The organism is Escherichia sp. MAL-1 (genome assembly GCF_052948035.1).
Genome location: NZ_CM129609.1, coordinates 3488283 through 3506279 on the forward strand (window position 1 = coordinate 3488283; position 17997 = coordinate 3506279).

The following is a 17997-nucleotide window of genomic DNA, read 5'->3' on the forward strand; positions in this document are numbered from 1 at the left end:
AAAACCCGCTTTTTGAAGCGGGTTTTTTGTATCGAACAAGATATTGAGGGAGCGTCCTGCTCGCCACGTCACTCTTTATGAGAGAGCTTTTCAGCCTGAAGATCAACGTCTGCGCCTTTTTTCGCCGCAGCATCATCATCATTCATCGCCTTCTTGAACCCTTTAATGGCCGCTCCAAGGTCTCCGCCCAGCGTACGTAACTTCTTAGTCCCAAACAGCAGAACGACCAGCGCCGCAACTACCAGCAGTTTGGTAATACTAATCTCACCCATAGATACCTTCTTGACATATAACCGGCAACAGAACGCGCCTTAAAAACCAGAGAATATTAACGGTCATTCGACGCGCGCACACAATAGCAATCTGTAACAAGGTGAATCAAGCGCCGAGTAAAAAAACATCATAATAATTGCGGCGGCGCAAAGCGACGGTTGTTTAAGACGGGCAGTTGCGCGCGCACCTGACGCACACGTTCGGGCGTCACTTCCGCCATAATGAGTGCAGGCATTTCTGACGCTGCCGCAATGGTGACGCCAAAGGGATCTATAATCCGGCTTTGACCGATATTTTTGTTCCCGCACTCCCCCGCCGCCACCATATAACAGGTGGTATCCAGCGCACGAGCGGCAAGCAACGTTGACCAGTGATGCTCTTTGAGCGGCCCGCGAACCCAGGCGGCAGGAAGTACCAGGATTTCAGCTCCCTGTAATGCCTGTGCCAGCGCCAGCTCTGGAAAGCGTAAGTCATAACAGGTCATCAGACCGACCTTCATCCCCTCCACCTCGAGTAACGGAGCGATTTCATTACCAGCATCAACACGGCGTGATTCCTGAATGGCAAATGCATCATAGAGATGCAATTTGGCATAACGGGCGACGATGTTTCCTGCCTGTAGCGCCACCAGCATATTCCATGCGCGCCCCGGCGTTGAAGGAACATGAATCGTCAGAATTGTCGTCATCATGTTACGTTTACTTTCTCGCCGTAAACGTCCGAGGAATTCGCCTTCCAGCAGCTGTGCTGATTTAACCGATAGATCTGCATCATGATCATCGCGCGCCAGCAATGCTTCCGGCAGAACGAACAGCGATACGTCGTTTTCCGCCGCCTGCGCCATCAACGAGGCACAAATCTCAGCGTTCTTTTCCCACACAGATGTAACAGCAAACTGTCCTGCGGCAACCAGCATTGCCACCTCCTGTCAGAGTCGTAAAATTCGCCAACGACGATTATTCGGCGTTACACTTATCACTCATACAAATCAAATAGCAGGATTTTGCAGTGTTACAACTTCTTTTAGCAGTTTTTATTGGCGGTGGTACGGGAAGCGTGGCGAGATGGCTGTTAAGTATGCGATTTAACCCACTGCATCAGGCGATTCCGTTGGGGACGCTGACAGCAAACCTGATTGGGGCATTCATCATAGGAATGGGATTCGCATGGTTCAGCAGGATGACGAACATTGATCCAGTGTGGAAAGTATTAATCACCACCGGATTTTGTGGCGGTCTAACAACCTTCTCAACATTTTCGGCAGAAGTGGTGTTTTTGTTACAAGAGGGTCGCTTTGGCTGGGCATTACTGAACGTTTTCGTCAACCTTCTGGGGTCTTTTGCCATGACAGCACTGGCTTTCTGGCTGTTTTCGGCCTCAACCGCACACTAAAGACCAAAAAAAACCCGCTGATTAAGCGGGTTTTGAATTCTTGCTGACGTATCTTACAGAGCGATTACGTTTGCAGCAGAAGGGCCTTTGGCACCGTTAGTGATTTCGAACTCTACGCGCTGACCTTCAGCAAGAGTTTTAAAACCATTAGTCTGGATTGCAGAGAAGTGTACGAACACGTCTTTGCTGCCGTCTTCCGGAGTAATGAAACCGAATCCTTTGGACTCATTAAACCACTTAACGTTACCTTTAATCTTAGACATCAAAATTACCTTTACATGAAAAATAGACACAAATGCTGTGTCGGTTACCAGTACACCAATTGTGGTACGCTTTGTCCAGTGCAACTTTACTAAAAAGTGATAAAAGTCGCGTTATTTTTGATGTTAATTATTTTAGTTATTGATTTTAAAGAAGTTACTAAAACTTCATTTGTCTCAAAACTGAAAGCGCATCCAGGCAAAGTACACATTGCCATTGTTATAGGTACCCGGAATGTAGGTCATCTGAAAAGTCACTGGACCATAACCCACAGAGGCCAATGGCAGTAGAACCGGGAGAGGGATGTAATTCCAGTTATCGCGTGCCGTTACGCCAGCGGTGAATCCCAGTCCTAAATGAAAATTTTCATCCGCCAGCGGTCGCCAGGTACTTTCCCATCCGTATCCGGCAATCGGTTCCCATTTGTTCCACGAGTCCTTAAATGCCATGGCATACAGGCCATGCCAGTTTCCTTTTTCATCCCATCGCGGGTGATGCTGCCAACTTACTGATTTAGTGTATGATGGTGTTTTTGAGGTGCTCCAGTGGCTTCTGTTTCTATCAGCTGTCCCTCCTGTTCAGCTACTGACGGGGTGGTGCGTAACGGCAAAAGCACCGCCGGACATCAGCGCTATCTCTGCTCTCACTGCCGTAAAACATGGCAACTGCAGTTCACTTACACCGCTTCTCAACCCGGTACGCACCAGAAAATCATTGATATGGCCATGAATGGCGTTGGATGCCGGGCAACAGCCCGCATTATGGGCGTTGGCCTCAACACGATTTTACGTCACTTAAAAAACTCAGGCCGCAGTCGGTAACCTCGCGCATACAGCCGGGCAGTGACGTCATCGTCTGCGCGGAAATGGACGAACAGTGGGGCTATGTCGGGGCTAAATCGCGCCAGCGCTGGCTGTTTTACGCGTATGACAGGCTCCGGAAGACGGTTGTTGCGCACGTATTCGGTGAACGCACTATGGCGACGCTGGGGCGTCTTATGAGCCTGCTGTCACCCTTTGACGTGGTGATATGGATGACGGATGGCTGGCCGCTGTATGAATCCCGCCTGAAGGGAAAGCTGCACGTAATCAGCAAGCGATATACGCAGCGAATTGAGCGGCATAACCTGAATCTGAGGCAGCACCTGGCACGGCTGGGACGGAAGTCGCTGTCGTTCTCAAAATCGGTGGAGCTGCATGACAAAGTCATCGGGCATTATCTGAACATAAAACACTATCAATAAGTTGGAGTCATTACCCCATCGCGACTGACCAAAACCGCCACCCCACGGTCGCTCGTTATAGCGATCGGTTTTTTCTTTGTCGTAAGCGAAACGTGCATGCCAGGTGATGGCAGGAATATATAAATCATAATGTTCAGGCTGTTGCCAGGTTTGTGCAATATTTTCTCTAAACGTTGTCATCCACTCATCTGCGTTAGCAAAAACTTTACCAACGCTGATTAACTGAATAAAAACAAAGGAAAAGATAGCGACATATTTACTCACGTTCATTTGTGACCATAAAACATTTATCAAAAATCTACTACTAGCATAGCAAAGCTACAATTAACATAACCTTAATAGCCCCAACATAAAGAATAATCTGAATATCTGCTCTATTTATTTCCGCTTGTTCAAGTTAAATATTTCCGCGCATCGATTTAAAATGACACATCGTTTTCTGCGATGGGAATAGTCATAAAAGAAAAAGCTAGTTGTTTCTGATAACAAAATGCAATCAAGAAAAAATGACTTATTTTTTAATAAGATACCAAAAATCATCTTAACAGGGAATATATTATATATCGTCAACCCACGCCCATTGCAGATTATTTTTTGAGCACGCAACCGCAGCTAACACCATTGCAATTAACAAATTTGCATCAATCCTCCATCAATTTACACACATTATTATGTGATAATTGCCAACCGCTAAATATGCGTTTTGTTATCTACGTATAAAAACAGCAACTTCAATGTCTTAATGGCAGTTTTTCTTGATTTTAATCAGCATTCATCGCCAATTTATTGGGCATATTTTTTCCTTAAGCTTTAGGAATTTTTTATTATTTACTTTGGGGCCTGGAGACAGGAAAAATTATGCTGACATTCATTGAACTCCTTATTGGGGTTGTGGTTATTTTGGGTGTAGCTCGCTACATCATTAAAGGGTATTCCGCCACTGGTGTGTTATTTGTCGGTGGCCTGTTATTGCTGATTATCAGTGCCATTATGGGGCACAAAGTGTTACCGTCCAGCCAGGCTTCAACAGGCTACAGCGCCACGGATATCGTTGAGTACGTTAAAATATTGCTAATGAGCCGCGGCGGCGACCTCGGCATGATGATTATGATGCTGTGTGGCTTTGCTGCTTACATGACCCATATCGGCGCGAATGATATGGTGGTCAAGCTGGCGTCAAAACCATTGCAGTATATTAACTCCCCCTACCTGCTGATGATTGCCGCCTATTGTGTTGCCTGTCTGATGTCACTGGCCGTCTCTTCCGCAACCGGTCTGGGTGTTTTGCTGATGGCAACCCTGTTTCCGGTGATGGTAAACGTTGGTATCAGTCGTGGGGCAGCAGCTGCCATTTGTGCCTCCCCGGCGGCGATTATTCTCGCACCGACTTCAGGGGATGTGGTGCTGGCGGCGCAGGCTTCCGAAATGTCGCTGATTGACTTCGCCTTCAAAACGACACTGCCTATCTCAATTGCTGCAATTATCGGCATGGCGATCGCCCACTTCTTCTGGCAACGTTATCTGGATAAAAAAGAGCACATCTCTCATGAAATGTTAGATGTCAGTGAAATCACTACCACTGCCCCTGCGTTTTATGCCATTTTGCCGTTCACGCCGATCATCGGTGTACTGATTTTTGACGGTAAATGGGGTCCGCAATTACACATCATCACTATTCTGGTGATTTGTATGCTGATTGCCTCCATTCTGGAGTTCCTCCGCAGCTTTAATACCCAGAAAGTTTTCTCTGGTCTGGAAGTGGCTTATCGCGGGATGGCAGATGCGTTTGCTAACGTGGTGATGCTGCTGGTTGCCGCTGGGGTATTCGCTCAGGGGCTTAGCACCATCGGCTTTATTCAAAGTCTGATTTCTATCGCTACCTCGTTTGGTTCGGCGAGTATCATCCTGATGCTGGTATTGGTGATTCTGACCATGCTGGCGGCAGTCACGACCGGTTCAGGCAATGCGCCGTTTTATGCGTTTGTTGAGATGATCCCGAAACTGGCGCACTCTTCCGGCATTAACCCGGCGTATTTGACTATCCCGATGCTGCAGGCGTCAAACCTGGGTCGTAGCCTATCACCCGTTTCTGGCGTAGTCGTTGCGGTTGCCGGGATGGCGAAAATCTCACCATTTGAAGTCGTAAAACGCACCTCGGTGCCGGTGCTTGTTGGGCTAGTGATTGTTATCGTTGCTACAGAGCTGATGGTGCCAGGAACGGCAGCAGCGGTCACAGGCAAGTAAATAGTAATGCCGGAGGCAAGTTTCCTCCGGCTTTATCATGTCACCCACTGTGGTATATGCGTTGTGGTCTGCCAACTTTGCCGTGAACAATTTCAGCAATAATCAGATGGCGGCTGGCGCAATATTCAAGATAACGCCTGGCAGTGGTGCGACTGATGGTCAGTGCCTGCGCCACCGTTTCTGCCGTATGTTGCACACCAGGCTCTTTAAACAGTTTTCGCACCGCGTTTAGCGTCAAGGGATCAATGCCGGTCGGCAGTTCGTCTTTAGGTTCACCGCGAGCATAGGCATTAAACATCTCATCAATTTGCTTCTGGCTGGCGCTATCAATACTTTCCAGCATATGTTTACGCTGGCGGAAACGGGTTAGCGTTTGCCCCAGCCGTTCATAGGCAATGGGCTTAATGAGATAATCAAATACACCACAACGTACGGCTTCAGACACCGTTTCCATATCGCTGGCTGCAGTGGTAAACACCACGTCGCCGGGATAATGCGCCTGCACCAGTTCATGCAATAAATTAATCCCTCTGCCGTCAGGAAGATAGTTATCGAGCAAGATTAGCCCCGGCTTAAAACGCTCGATCATCATTCGGGCCTGCGCCAGGTTTCCCGCCAGTAATATCTGACTGAATCCGGGAATGTGACGAATATATTCCGCATGCATCTCTGCCAGCGGCGTTTCGTCCTCAACGATCAATAGGGTTAATGGAGCTGTCATTAGGTTTCACTTTCGGAATATAGATTGAAAACAAGGTACCGCAGGGATCATTATCTTCGAGAGTGATAACACCACCGCAGCGCGTTACGTAGCTGGCAATCAAGTACAACCCAATGCCATGTTCGCCGGGCTCGTCAGCACGCGTACTGACCCCCTGCTCAAATATTTTGTCTCGTAGAGACTCTGGAACGCCGCAGCCCTGATCGGCGACTTCAATCACCACATCATCGCCTTCATCGCTGAGGAATAATTCAACGCTCTTGTTTCCTTCATCGCTACGCAGGCTGGCTTCGAAGGCGTTATCAAGTAAATTGCCCACAATGGCTGCAAACTCGGTGCTATCCAGTCCTGGCGGCAGTTGCGAAAGCTGGCTACCGGGGACAATGATCATTTTTAGCCCCAGTTCCCGGGCGCGCTGCACTTTACCAAAAAGTAGCCCCGCCACCTGGCGATCGGCAAACGCCTCGCGCAGGCTGTCAATAAGCTGTTGCTGGGCCTGAGACTCCCCCTGCACCATCGCCAGCACGCGATCATACTCTTTCATCTGCAACAGACCATTGAGCGTCGACATCCAATTGAGATGCTCGTGTCGCAATGTACGAAGGCTCTCAACGTATTGTTTTATTTGCGTCAGTTGCGCATTGAGGGTGGAAATTTCGTCTTTACTGCGAAAGCTGATAATGGCCCCCAGCAAATCATCACCTGAACGAATAGCTTCCCGATTGGCAATAACGCTCAGACCGTTAAAGTTAGCCACCACATCCTGACGTTTTTCATCAATCTGTTCGGTAAAGAAATCGGCGGGCCTGACCACTTCAGCAATGGGTTTACCCAACCATTGCCGTCCGGGAGAGCTCAGCCCCAGCATCTTTCTTGCGTTACGATTGATGGCGGTAATGTAACCATGCGGATCCACCGCAATCAGCCCTTCATAAACCGAACTAAACAGCGCCTCTTGCTGACGGACCACGCGTGCGATTTGCTTTGGCTCCATGCCCATCATCTGCCGACGGATATGCGCTGCCAGGAACCACGACAGCAACATCAGAATCCCTAACAGCACGACAAACACGCCTGCCATCGGTAATAAAAACTCAGCCCGCCAGCTATCGATTTTACTCACCAGGTAGCCAATCGACACCACGCCGATGACTTTTCCATCGTCATCAAAGATTGGCGTTTTGGCGCGCATCGCCATCCCCATTGACCCTTTCCCGGTAATGAAGTAGCTCTCCCCTTTCTCCAGCGCGCCCTGTTTGGTGAACTGCATAGGATAACCAATTTTCTCCGGATTAGGATGGTAAAGGCGGATCGAGTGCCGGTCCCCAATCACCACATAATCAAAATCGGTATCTCTTTGTAATTTGTTAGCGATGGTCGCCAGCCGTTTGTAGTCACGCGTTTTCACCGCAGAGATGACACTGTCATTGGAGGCAATAATTTTCGCCTGATTCATTGCCATGTCGCGTACATGAAGCGTTAAATAGTCCTCAAAACTGGCCGTAAAATATTGCGCCAGGGCTGCAATGACAAATATTGAGAACACCAGAATCAGCAAAAAGATACGCAGCGGAAATGCCAGTCTTTGGAAAAATGCAAACTGTTTATTCTCGTTAAGCTGCAACATTGTTTTCCTTGCGGGTTGTCCCGATCCTCTTTGACGGATGTAATTAAAATGTTGAATCAAAATACATAGATATTAATTATGATCGTGGCAAATTTTATTCATTAAATCAATTAAATCACTTAAACCTGCAGGTCATTTCGTAATTACATTAATTAAAAAACTTAAAACCATTAAATAAATAAAAAACCACTAACTCTATGTGAAATAAATCAAAATTTCACGCTGCAATACTCCTTAGGATGTATAGCGAAAGGAGAAAAAGATATACCTCGATCACCCCCCTTTCTCCCAAGTGAAAATAAAAGGTTATCAGTTTGCAACATTGAACAACATTCGTTGCAAATCGATAACAACATGCACCTTCAGGATACTATTTATTATGTTCGGCAATGATATTTTCACCCGCGTAAAACGTTCAGAAAATAAAAAAATGGCGGAAATCGCCCAATTCCTGCATGAAAATGATTTGAGCGTTGACACCACAGTCGAAGTATTTATTACCGTAACCCGCGATGAAAAGCTTATCGCGTGCGGTGGAATTGCCGGAAATATTATTAAATGCGTTGCTATCAGTGAATCCGTTCGCGGTGAAGGACTGGCGCTGACATTAGCCACTGAACTGATAAACCTCGCCTATGAGCGGCACAGCACGCATCTGTTTATTTATACCAAAACCGAATACGAGGCGCTGTTCCGCCAGTGCGGTTTTTCCACGCTGACCAGCGTACCCGGCGTGATGGTGCTGATGGAAAACAGCGCCACGCGACTGAAACGCTATGCCGAATCGCTGAAAAAATTTCGTCATCCAGGGAACAAGATTGGCTGCATTGTGATGAACGCCAATCCCTTTACGAATGGTCACCGTTATCTGATTCAACAAGCTGCGGCACAGTGCGACTGGTTGCATCTGTTTTTAGTCAAAGAAGATTCTTCACGCTTCCCCTATGAAGACCGGCTGGATCTGGTGTTAAAAGGCACCGCCGATATTCCACGCCTGACTGTGCATCGCGGCTCCGAATACATCATCTCCCGCGCTACGTTCCCTTGCTACTTCATTAAAGAACAGAGCGTCATTAACCATTGTTACACCGAAATTGATCTGAAGATTTTCCGTCAGTACCTCGCTCCCGCACTGGGTGTAACTCACCGCTTTGTCGGTACTGAACCCTTTTGTCGCGTTACCGCCCAGTACAACCAGGATATGCGCTACTGGCTGGAAACGCCGACTATCTCCGCACCGCCCATCGAACTGGTTGAAATTGAGCGGCTGCGTTACCAGGAGATGCCGATATCCGCTTCCCGGGTACGTCAACTGCTGGCGAAAAACGATCTCACGGCTATCGCGCCGCTGGTCCCTGCAGTCACGCTGCATTATTTGCAGAACCTGCTTGAGCACTCCCGCCAGGACGCGGCAGCTCGTCAAAAGACCCCCGCATGAGAAACAGGTGAAAAATGAAAATAAACCAGCCCGCCGTTGCAGGCACCCTTGAGTCTGGGGATGTGATGATACGCATCGCCCCACTCGATACGCAGGATATCGACCTGCAAATCAACAGCAGCGTTGAGAAACAGTTTGGCGATGCAATTCGCACCACCATTCTGGACGTTCTCGCCCGCTACAACGTGCGCGGCGTACAGCTGAATGTCGATGACAAAGGCGCACTGGACTGCATTTTACGTGCACGACTGGAAGCCCTGCTGGCACGCGCCAGCGGTATCCCGGCTCTGCCATGGGAGGATTGCCAATGATTTCCGCTTCGCTGCAACAACGTAAAACTCGCACCCGCCGCAGCATGTTGTTTGTGCCTGGTGCCAATGCCGCGATGGTCAGCAACTCCTTCATCTACCCGGCTGATGCCCTGATGTTTGACCTCGAAGACTCCGTAGCATTGCGTGAAAAAGACACCGCCCGCCGCATGGTTTACCACGCGCTGCAACATCCGCTGTATCGCGATATTGAAACCATTGTGCGTGTCAACGCGCTGGATTCCGAATGGGGTGTCAACGACCTGGAAGCCGTCGTTCGCGGTGGTGCGGACGTTGTGCGTCTGCCGAAAACCGATACCGCTCAGGATGTTCTGGATATCGAAAAAGAGATCCTGCGTATCGAAAAAGCCTGTGGTCGTGAACCCGGCAGCACCGGCCTGCTGGCGGCGATTGAATCTCCGCTGGGCATTACCCGCGCAGTGGAAATCGCTCACGCTTCCGAGCGTTTGATCGGTATCGCCCTCGGTGCAGAAGACTATGTGCGCAACCTGCGTACAGAACGCTCCCCGGAAGGAACTGAACTGCTGTTCGCTCGCTGCTCCATTTTGCAGGCCGCGCGCTCTGCGGGTATTCAGGCGTTCGATACCGTCTATTCCGACGCTAACAACGAAGCTGGATTCCTGCAAGAAGCCGCCCACATCAAACAGCTGGGCTTTGACGGCAAATCGCTGATCAACCCGCGTCAGATTGATCTGCTGCACAACCTCTACGCACCGACCCAGAAAGAAGTGGATCACGCCCGCCGCGTCGTAGAAGCCGCTGAAGCCGCCGCTCGCGAAGGCCTCGGCGTGGTTTCCCTGAACGGCAAGATGGTGGACGGTCCGGTTATCGATCGCGCCCGTCTGGTGCTCTCCCGTGCAGAACTTTCCGGCATCCGCGAAGAATAAGGCAATCAAAATGACGCAGAAAATTGAACAATCTCAACGACAAGAACGGGTAGCGGCCTGGAATCGTCGCGCTGAATGCGATCTTGCCGCTTTCCAGAACTCACCAAAGCAAACCTCCCAGGCTGAAAAAGCGCGCGATCGCAAACTGTGCGCCAACCTGGAAGAAGCGATTCGTCGCTCTGGTTTACAGGACGGCATGACGGTTTCCTTCCATCACGCTTTCCGTGGCGGTGACCTGACCGTCAATATGGTGATGGACGTCATCGCGAAGATGGGCTTTAAAAACCTGACCCTGGCGTCCAGCTCCCTGAGTGATTGCCATGCGCCGCTGGTAGAACACATTCGCCAGGGCGTGGTTACCCGCATTTATACCTCCGGCCTGCGTGGTCCACTGGCGGAAGAGATCTCCCGTGGTCTGCTGGCGGAACCGGTGCAGATCCACTCTCACGGCGGACGTGTGCATCTGGTACAGAGCGGCGAACTGAATATCGACGTGGCTTTCCTCGGCGTCCCGTCCTGTGATGAATTCGGTAATGCCAACGGCTACACCGGTAAAGCCTGCTGCGGCTCCCTCGGCTATGCAATGGTTGATGCCGACAACGCAAAACAGGTTGTGATGCTTACCGAAGAACTGCTGCCTTATCCGCATAATCCGGCAAGCATTGAGCAAGATCAGGTTGATCTGATCGTCAAAGTTGATCGCGTTGGCGATGCTGCAAAAATCGGCGCTGGCGCTACCCGTATGACCACTAACCCGCGCGAACTGCTTATTGCCCGTAGCGCTGCGGATGTGATTGTCAACTCTGGCTACTTCAAAGAAGGTTTCTCCATGCAAACCGGCACCGGCGGCGCATCGCTGGCGGTAACCCGTTTCCTGGAAGACAAAATGCGTAGCCGCGATATTCGCGCCGACTTCGCCCTTGGCGGTATTACCGCGACGATGGTTGACCTGCACGAAAAAGGTCTGATCCGCAAACTGCTGGATGTGCAGAGCTTTGACAGCCATGCTGCGCAATCGCTGGCCCGTAACCCCAATCACATCGAAATCAGCGCCAACCAGTACGCTAACTGGGGTTCGAAAGGCGCATCGGTTGATCGTCTCGACGTGGTGGTACTGAGCGCGCTGGAAATTGACACCCAGTTCAACGTTAACGTGCTGACCGGCTCTGACGGCGTACTGCGTGGTGCTTCCGGTGGTCACTGCGATACCGCAATTGCCTCTGCGCTTTCCATCATCGTCGCGCCGCTGGTACGCGGTCGTATTCCGACTCTGGTGGATAACGTGCTGACCTGCATCACCCCGGGCTCCAGTGTCGATATTCTGGTCACAGACCACGGTATCGCAGTTAACCCGGCACGTCCGGAACTGGCAGAACGTCTGCAGGAAGCGGGCATTAAAGTGGTTTCCATTGAGTGGCTGCGCGAACGTGCGCGTCTGCTGACCGGTGAACCACAGCCGATTGAATTCACCGACCGCGTCGTTGCCGTTGTGCGTTACCGCGATGGCTCGGTGATCGATGTTGTGCATCAGGTGAAGGAATAAGCCATGCACCTGCTTCCTGAACTCGCCAGCCACCATGCGGTATCAATTCCCGAGCTGCTCGTCAGCCGGGATGAAAGGCAAGCACGGCAACACGTCTGGCTCAAGCGCCATCCTGTTCCACTGGTCTCCTTTACCGTGGTTGCGCCTGGGCCGATTAAAGACTGCGAGGTCACACGCCGAATTTTTAATCATGGCGTGACAGCCTTGCGTGCCTTAGCCGCAAAACAGGGCTGGCAAATTCAGGAGCAGGCTGCACTGGTTTCCGCCAGCGGGCCGGAGGGCATGTTGAGCATTGCCGCCCCGGCTCGCGACCTCAAGCTCGCCACCATTGAGCTTGAACATAGTCATCCTCTCGGGCGGTTATGGGATATCGATGTCCTGACGCCCGAAGGCGAAATTCTCTCCCGCCGCGACTATTCACTGCCGCCTCGCCGCTGCCTGTTGTGCGAGCAAAGCGCAGCCGTCTGCGCGCGTGGAAAAACCCATCAACTGACCGATTTACTCAACCGCATGGAGGCACTGCTGAACGATGTCGATGCCTGCAACGTCAACTAAAACCACAAAGCTTGCGACGTCATTAATCGATGAGTACGCCCTCTTGGGCTGGCGCGCCATGCTGACTGAAGTCAATCTGTCACCGAAACCAGGCCTCGTGGATCGCATTAACTGCGGTGCGCACAAAGATATGGCGCTGGAAGATTTCCACCGCAGCGCGCTGGCGATTCAGGGCTGGTTACCCCGTTTCATTGAATTTGGTGCCTGTAGTGCAGAAATGGCACCGGAAGCGGTACTCCACGGATTACGCCCAATTGGTATGGCTTGCGAAGGTGATATGTTCCGCGCCACTGCGGGCGTAAACACGCATAAAGGCAGCATTTTTTCTTTAGGGCTGCTATGTGCGGCAATTGGCCGTTTGCTTCAGCTCAACCAGCCGGTAACGCCAACAACCGTTTGTTCTACGGCGGCAAGTTTCTGCCGTGGCCTGACCGATCGCGAACTGCGTACCAATAATTCACAACTGACGGCAGGTCAACGGTTGTACCAACAGCTTGGCCTTACCGGCGCACGCGGTGAAGCCGAAGCGGGTTATCCACTGGTGATCAATCACGCCTTGCCGCATTACCTCACTCTGCTGGATCAGGGGTTAGATCCTGAACTGGCATTGCTCGATACCTTGCTCCTACTGATGGCGATCAACGGCGATACCAACGTTGCATCGCGCGGTGGCGAGGGGGGCCTGCGCTGGCTACAGCGCGAGGCGCAAACATTATTGCAAAAAGGGGGCATTCGAACCCCCGCCGATCTCGATTATCTCCGGCAGTTCGACAGGGAGTGTATCGAACGAAATCTCAGTCCAGGCGGCAGTGCTGACCTACTGATCCTTACCTGGTTTTTAGCACAGATTTAATTATTTAAGCACTTGATAAATTTGGAAATATTAATTTTCGGAGAACCCGTATGTCTTTAGCAAAAGATAATATATGGAAACTATTGGCCCCACTGGTGGTGATGGGTGTCATGTTTCTTATCCCTGTCCCCGACGGTATGCCGCCGCAGGCATGGCATTACTTCGCTGTGTTTGTGGCAATGATTGTCGGCATGATCCTCGAGCCAATTCCGGCAACAGCGATCAGTTTTATTGCGGTTACTATTTGCGTTATTGGCAGTAATTACCTGCTCTTTGATGCCAAAGAATTAGCTGACCCAGCGTTTAATGCGCAAAAACAGGCGCTGAAATGGGGCCTGGCTGGTTTTTCCAGCACCACGGTATGGCTGGTATTTGGCGCATTTATTTTTGCATTAGGGTATGAAGTTTCCGGGTTAGGTCGTCGCATTGCCCTTTTCCTGGTGAAATTCATGGGCAAACGCACGCTGACGTTGGGTTATGCGATTGTCATTATCGACATTCTGCTGGCACCGTTTACACCTTCCAACACCGCGCGTACCGGGGGTACGGTTTTTCCGGTCATTAAAAACCTGCCGCCGTTGTTTAAATCATTCCCGAACGATCCGTCCGCGCGTCGTATTGGCGGCTATTTGATGTGGATGATGGTCATTAGTACCAGTCTGAGTTCGTCCATGTTTGTCACCGGTGCGGCACCAAACGTGCTGGGTCTGGAGTTCGTCAGCAAAATTGCCGGTATCCAGATTAGCTGGTTGCAGTGGTTCCTCTGCTTCCTGCCGGTTGGGGTTATCTTGCTTATCATTGCGCCGTGGCTTTCCTACGTGCTGTACAAACCGGAAATCACACACAGTGAAGAAGTGGCAACCTGGGCGGGTGATGAACTGAAAACCATGGGTGCGCTGACACGCAGAGAGTGGACACTGATTGGCCTTGTATTGCTCAGCTTAGGTTTGTGGGTATTTGGCAGTGAAGTCATTAATGCTACTGCGGTTGGTCTGCTGGCAGTTTCGCTAATGCTGGCCCTGCACGTTGTGCCTTGGAAAGACATTACCCGCTATAACAGCGCATGGAACACACTGGTCAACCTGGCAACTCTGGTTGTGATGGCTAACGGCCTGACTCGTTCTGGTTTTATTGACTGGTTCGCCGGTACCATGAGTACGCACCTGGAAGGATTCTCACCAAACGCAACGGTGATTGTACTGGTTCTGGTGTTCTACTTTGCACACTACCTGTTTGCCAGCCTGTCTGCGCACACCGCAACCATGCTGCCGGTTATTCTGGCCGTCGGTAAAGGTATTCCGGGCGTACCAATGGAACAACTGTGTATCCTGCTGGTGCTGTCTATCGGTATCATGGGCTGTCTGACGCCGTATGCAACCGGTCCTGGGGTGATTATTTACGGCTGTGGCTATGTGAAATCAAAAGATTACTGGCGTCTTGGCGCAATCTTCGGGGTGATTTACATCTCTATGTTGCTGTTGGTTGGCTGGCCGATTCTCGCCATGTGGAACTAATACGTTCGCCAAACGCTGAATAAATCATCACGCCCGCCAGGTAAGCCCACCTGGCGGGCTTTTTTATGATTTAATAGATAGTATTCAGTGTATGTATGAGTTCCACACCCATTATGAAAGCATTCTGGCGTAACGCCGCGTTGCTCGCGGTTTCTCTGCTTCCCTTCTCTTCTGCCAACGCCTTAGCGTTGCAGGCAAAACAGTATGGCGATTTTGATCGCTATGTCCTGGCCCTCTCCTGGCAAACCGGATTTTGCCAGAGTCAACACGATCGAAATCGTAACGAACGAGATGAATGTCGCCTGCAAACCGAAACGACCAACAAAGCTGATTTTCTGACCGTACATGGTCTGTGGCCAGGATTGCCTAAATCGGTTGCTGCCCGTGGTGTTGATGAACGCCGCTGGATGCGCTTCGGTTGCGCTACTCGCCCAATCCCGAATCTACCAGAAGCGCGCGCCAGCCGAATGTGTTCATCGCCGGAAACCGGATTATCACTGGAAACGGCCGCTAAACTAAGTGAAGTCATGCCAGGAGCTGGCGGACGTTCCTGCCTGGAACGCTACGAATATGCCAAACACGGTGCCTGCTTTGGTTTTGATCCGGACGCATACTTCGGTACGATGGTACGCCTGAATCAAGAAATTAAAGAGAGCGAAGCCGGAAAATTCCTTGCGGATAATTACGGTAAAACAGTGAGCCGCCGTGACTTTGACGCCGCCTTTGCCAAAAGCTGGGGAAAAGAGAACGTGAAAGCAGTTAAGCTAACGTGCCAGGGTAACCCTGCGTATTTGACTGAAATTCAGATCTCGATCAAAGCTGACGCCATCAACGCTCCGCTTTCTGCAAACTCATTCTTGCCACAACCTCACCCAGGTAACTGTGGCAAAACCTTTGTGATTGATAAAGCGGGTTATTAATCATCTGATTTACAAAACACGCTAATTCGTCTTCCATAAACCAAGGCGATTAAGATTTATACATAATGCGCTGCATTGAGGAATTCCCTGAATGTGACGCAAATCACTTCAAAGAGTGAGCAACAGTCAGTATCATCATGTGAGTTAAACCCTCGCCGCCTGACGGTGAGGGTTTTCTTTTGGGTATGTTTATCTGCGACACTCGCAGCACCGACGACATGGAGTAAAAATGTCCAGACCAACTATCATCATTAACGACCTGGATGCCGAACGCATCGATATTCTGCTGGAGCAACCCGCCTATGCTGGTTTGCCAATCGCCGACGCGTTAAACGCAGAGTTGGATCGCGCCCAAATGTGTTCGCCAGAAGAGATGCCACACGACGTGGTGACAATGAACAGCCGGGTTAAATTCCGCAATCTTAGCGATGGCGAAGTGCGTGTGCGCACGCTGGTGTATCCGGCAAAAATGACCGATAGCAATACTCAGCTTTCCGTTATGGCTCCGGTAGGTGCCGCACTGCTGGGGCTGCGCGTTGGCGATTCCATTCACTGGGAACTTCCGGGCGGCGTTGCAACCCACCTTGAAGTGCTGGAACTCGAATACCAGCCAGAAGCTGCTGGCGACTACCTGCTTTAATCCCATCTGCACAAGCGATAACTCGCTTTGCCCAGAGGATGCACTCGCATCCTCTTTACGCAAAATCAGCAATTTTTCCTGGTTCTCACTGTTCACTTTTGCTGCAAAATTATTCCGTTTCGTTTGTGGGAATAACCATGGCAGAAGCATTTTACATCCTGATAGGATTTCTGATTATGGCGGTGATTATCGTCATGGCTGTCCTTTACCTCGAAAACCACTCCTGACGATCATATTGTTCCCCCCGGCATCGCATTCACCAGACCTGAAACCGCCTTCTGCGCCGCCTCTGCGCTTTGTGCACCGGGTACCAGAATCACCTTACGGCACTCCTCTTCACGTTTTTCGAAAATCTCATATCCCCGGGCGGCCTCTTCAAACGGCATATAGTGGGTAACAATTTCTTCTGGTTTCAGTAATCCTTTCTCAATTAACGGTAATAATTCTCCCAGCCATGCGTGAACGTGGGTCTGTCCCATTTTAAACGACAACCCTTTATCAAAGGCGTCGCCAAACAGGAAACCGTGAATAAATCCAGCGTAGACGCCCGGTACGCTAACAATGCCGCCACGCCTGACCGCCGCAATACACTGACGCAACGCTTTACCGCTGCTGCCCTCCAGTTTCAGGTTAGTCAGCACCGTTTCCGTGGTGCTGCCTTTCGCTTCAAAACCGACGGCGTCTATTACTGCATCCACGCCCCGGTGACCTGCCGTTTGTTCAATAATTGACTGTGCCGGATCGCTGTCTTCATCAAAATTAATCGGGATCGCGCCGTAGCGGTCGGCGGCGAAATGCAAGCGGTAGGGATGATGATCAACAACAAAAATCTGTTCCGCACCGAGCAACCGTGCACAGGCGATTGTCAACAATCCCACAGGACCAGCACCATAGACTGCAACGCTTGAACCTTGTTGGATCTGCGCATTTTTTGCTGCCTGCCATGCCGTTGGCAGAATATCAGAAAGGAAAAGCGCTTTATCATCTGAAAGCAAAGGCGGTACTTTAAACGGCCCCACATTCCCTTTAGGGACGCGGACATATTCCGCCTGCCCACCAGGAACGCCGCCATACAGGTGACTATAACCAAACAATGCCGCTGGAGCTGGTATCTGTTTTTTATTGAGCGCAGCGCCTTTACCCGCATTGGTATTTTCGCAGGCGGCATATTGTTGCAATCGACAGAAAAAACAGTCGCCACAAGCAATGACGAACGGAATTACCACTCGGTCGCCTTTTTGCAAATTTTTTACGTCCTTTCCGGTTTCAACTACTTCCCCCATAAATTCATGACCAAAAATATCGCCATGTTTAACCTGAGGTATTTTGCCTCGATAAAGATGGAGGTCAGAGCCACAGATCGCCGTTGCCGTAATACGCAGAATAATATCATCTGCCTGTTCAACGCCCGGATCGGGAACATTTTCTACCTGAACGTGATGTGGGCCGTGATAAGTCAATGCTTTCATGCAACCTCCAGAGACAGTTCAAAAAAGAGTCAGTCTTTAAGGGTAGCTATCACAGCGGGAAAACGGGCGGTACCACAGGTTTTGGGAG

General features: G+C 50.5%; 19 protein-coding genes and 2 pseudogenes. 13 read left to right on the forward strand and 8 right to left on the reverse strand.

Annotation, left to right across the window (positions count from 1 at the left end; all coding sequences use genetic code 11):
• Positions 1-68: 68 nt before the first annotated feature.
• Together tatE and ACU8XX_RS17435 are read right to left on the reverse strand one after the other, a co-directional pair.
• Positions 69-272, reverse strand: a complete 204-nt coding sequence (tatE, locus tag ACU8XX_RS17430) for a twin-arginine translocase subunit TatE (RefSeq protein WP_000503931.1) — start codon at positions 270-272, stop codon at positions 69-71.
• Between the two features lie 128 nt (positions 273-400).
• A complete protein-coding gene (locus tag ACU8XX_RS17435) occupies positions 401-1189 on the reverse strand; it encodes a deaminated glutathione amidase (RefSeq protein WP_000959109.1) in 789 nt (262 codons plus the stop codon).
• A 92-nt stretch (positions 1190-1281) separates the two neighbouring features.
• On the opposite strand from ACU8XX_RS17435, the gene crcB reads away from it, so the two are divergent.
• Positions 1282-1665 carry a fluoride efflux transporter CrcB gene (gene crcB, locus ACU8XX_RS17440; protein ID WP_000939749.1) on the forward strand — a complete coding sequence of 128 codons (384 nt, stop codon included), beginning with the start codon at positions 1282-1284 and terminating at the stop codon, positions 1663-1665.
• 53 nt (positions 1666-1718) lie between these two features.
• Here the strand turns inward: crcB and cspE are convergent, their stop codons facing one another.
• A complete protein-coding gene (gene cspE, locus ACU8XX_RS17445) occupies positions 1719-1928 on the reverse strand; it encodes a transcription antiterminator/RNA stability regulator CspE (RefSeq protein ID WP_000034825.1) in 210 nt (69 codons plus the stop codon).
• A gap of 174 nt (positions 1929-2102) precedes the next feature.
• Positions 2103-2426 (reverse strand): annotated as a pseudogene (gene pagP / locus ACU8XX_RS17450) (lipid IV(A) palmitoyltransferase PagP); the annotation flags it as partial.
• 45 nt (positions 2427-2471) lie between these two features.
• Here pagP (ACU8XX_RS17450) and ACU8XX_RS17455 point away from each other — a divergent pair.
• A protein-coding gene (locus tag ACU8XX_RS17455) for an IS1-like element IS1A family transposase (RefSeq protein ID WP_103215986.1) occupies positions 2472-3169 on the forward strand; the annotation gives its coding sequence in 2 pieces (ribosomal slippage) (positions 2472-2721 and positions 2721-3169; 699 coding nt in all).
• Here the strand turns inward: ACU8XX_RS17455 and pagP (ACU8XX_RS17460) are convergent.
• Positions 3170-3439, reverse strand: a pseudogene (gene pagP, locus ACU8XX_RS17460) (lipid IV(A) palmitoyltransferase PagP); the annotation flags it as partial.
• Between the two features lie 588 nt (positions 3440-4027).
• Between pagP (ACU8XX_RS17460) and dcuC the strand changes: the two are divergent.
• Entirely contained in the window at positions 4028-5413 is a 1386-nt protein-coding gene (gene dcuC / locus ACU8XX_RS17465) for an anaerobic C4-dicarboxylate transporter DcuC (protein WP_240765229.1), read from the forward strand.
• 40 nt (positions 5414-5453) lie between these two features.
• Here the strand turns inward: dcuC and dpiA are convergent, their stop codons facing one another.
• On the reverse strand, positions 5454-6134 hold the full coding sequence (dpiA, locus tag ACU8XX_RS17470; protein WP_000126500.1) for a two-component response regulator DpiA: 681 nt from the start codon (positions 6132-6134) through the stop codon (positions 5454-5456).
• Positions 6103-7761 (reverse strand): sensor histidine kinase DpiB, encoded by a 1659-nt coding sequence (gene dpiB / locus ACU8XX_RS17475; RefSeq protein ID WP_001325442.1) that lies wholly within the window; start codon positions 7759-7761, stop codon positions 6103-6105. The genes dpiA and dpiB overlap by 32 nt, the downstream gene beginning before the upstream one ends.
• 379 nt (positions 7762-8140) lie before the next feature.
• Here dpiB and citC point away from each other — a divergent pair, with 379 nt between their 5' ends.
• From citC to yldA, 10 genes are all read left to right on the forward strand, one after another.
• Complete coding sequence (gene citC, locus ACU8XX_RS17480) at positions 8141-9199, forward strand: [citrate (pro-3S)-lyase] ligase (protein WP_000467705.1); 1059 nt, start codon at positions 8141-8143, stop codon at positions 9197-9199.
• A 14-nt stretch (positions 9200-9213) separates the two neighbouring features.
• On the forward strand, positions 9214-9510 hold the full coding sequence (citD, locus tag ACU8XX_RS17485) for a citrate lyase acyl carrier protein (RefSeq protein ID WP_000700703.1): 297 nt from the start codon (positions 9214-9216) through the stop codon (positions 9508-9510).
• Positions 9507-10415 carry a citrate (pro-3S)-lyase subunit beta gene (gene citE / locus ACU8XX_RS17490; protein WP_000622357.1) on the forward strand — a complete coding sequence of 303 codons (909 nt, stop codon included), beginning with the start codon at positions 9507-9509 and terminating at the stop codon, positions 10413-10415. The genes citD and citE overlap by 4 nt, the downstream gene beginning before the upstream one ends.
• Positions 10416-10425: 10 nt before the next feature.
• A complete protein-coding gene (citF, locus tag ACU8XX_RS17495) occupies positions 10426-11958 on the forward strand; it encodes a citrate lyase subunit alpha (RefSeq protein ID WP_097466649.1) in 1533 nt (510 codons plus the stop codon).
• A 3-nt stretch (positions 11959-11961) separates the two neighbouring features.
• Positions 11962-12513: a citrate lyase holo-[acyl-carrier protein] synthase gene (gene citX, locus ACU8XX_RS17500; RefSeq protein WP_000550414.1), complete on the forward strand. Its 552-nt coding sequence runs from the start codon at positions 11962-11964 to the stop codon at positions 12511-12513.
• Complete coding sequence (gene citG, locus ACU8XX_RS17505) at positions 12488-13366, forward strand: triphosphoribosyl-dephospho-CoA synthase CitG (protein ID WP_000062457.1); 879 nt, start codon at positions 12488-12490, stop codon at positions 13364-13366. The genes citX and citG overlap by 26 nt, the downstream gene beginning before the upstream one ends.
• Before the next feature lie 50 nt (positions 13367-13416).
• On the forward strand, positions 13417-14880 hold the full coding sequence (citT, locus tag ACU8XX_RS17510; RefSeq protein ID WP_000050323.1) for a citrate/succinate antiporter CitT: 1464 nt from the start codon (positions 13417-13419) through the stop codon (positions 14878-14880).
• 113 nt (positions 14881-14993) lie between these two features.
• A complete protein-coding gene (gene rna / locus ACU8XX_RS17515; protein ID WP_000643397.1) occupies positions 14994-15800 on the forward strand; it encodes a ribonuclease I in 807 nt (268 codons plus the stop codon).
• Between the two features lie 229 nt (positions 15801-16029).
• Complete coding sequence (rnk, locus tag ACU8XX_RS17520; RefSeq protein WP_000089731.1) at positions 16030-16440, forward strand: nucleoside diphosphate kinase regulator; 411 nt, start codon at positions 16030-16032, stop codon at positions 16438-16440.
• A gap of 137 nt (positions 16441-16577) precedes the next feature.
• Positions 16578-16667 (forward strand): small membrane protein YldA, encoded by a 90-nt coding sequence (gene yldA / locus ACU8XX_RS17525; RefSeq protein ID WP_016241970.1) that lies wholly within the window; start codon positions 16578-16580, stop codon positions 16665-16667.
• Between the two features lie 3 nt (positions 16668-16670).
• Here the strand turns inward: yldA and ACU8XX_RS17530 are convergent, their stop codons facing one another.
• Entirely contained in the window at positions 16671-17909 is a 1239-nt protein-coding gene (locus ACU8XX_RS17530) for a zinc-dependent alcohol dehydrogenase (protein WP_000646173.1), read from the reverse strand.
• Between the last annotated feature and the right edge of the window lie 88 nt (positions 17910-17997).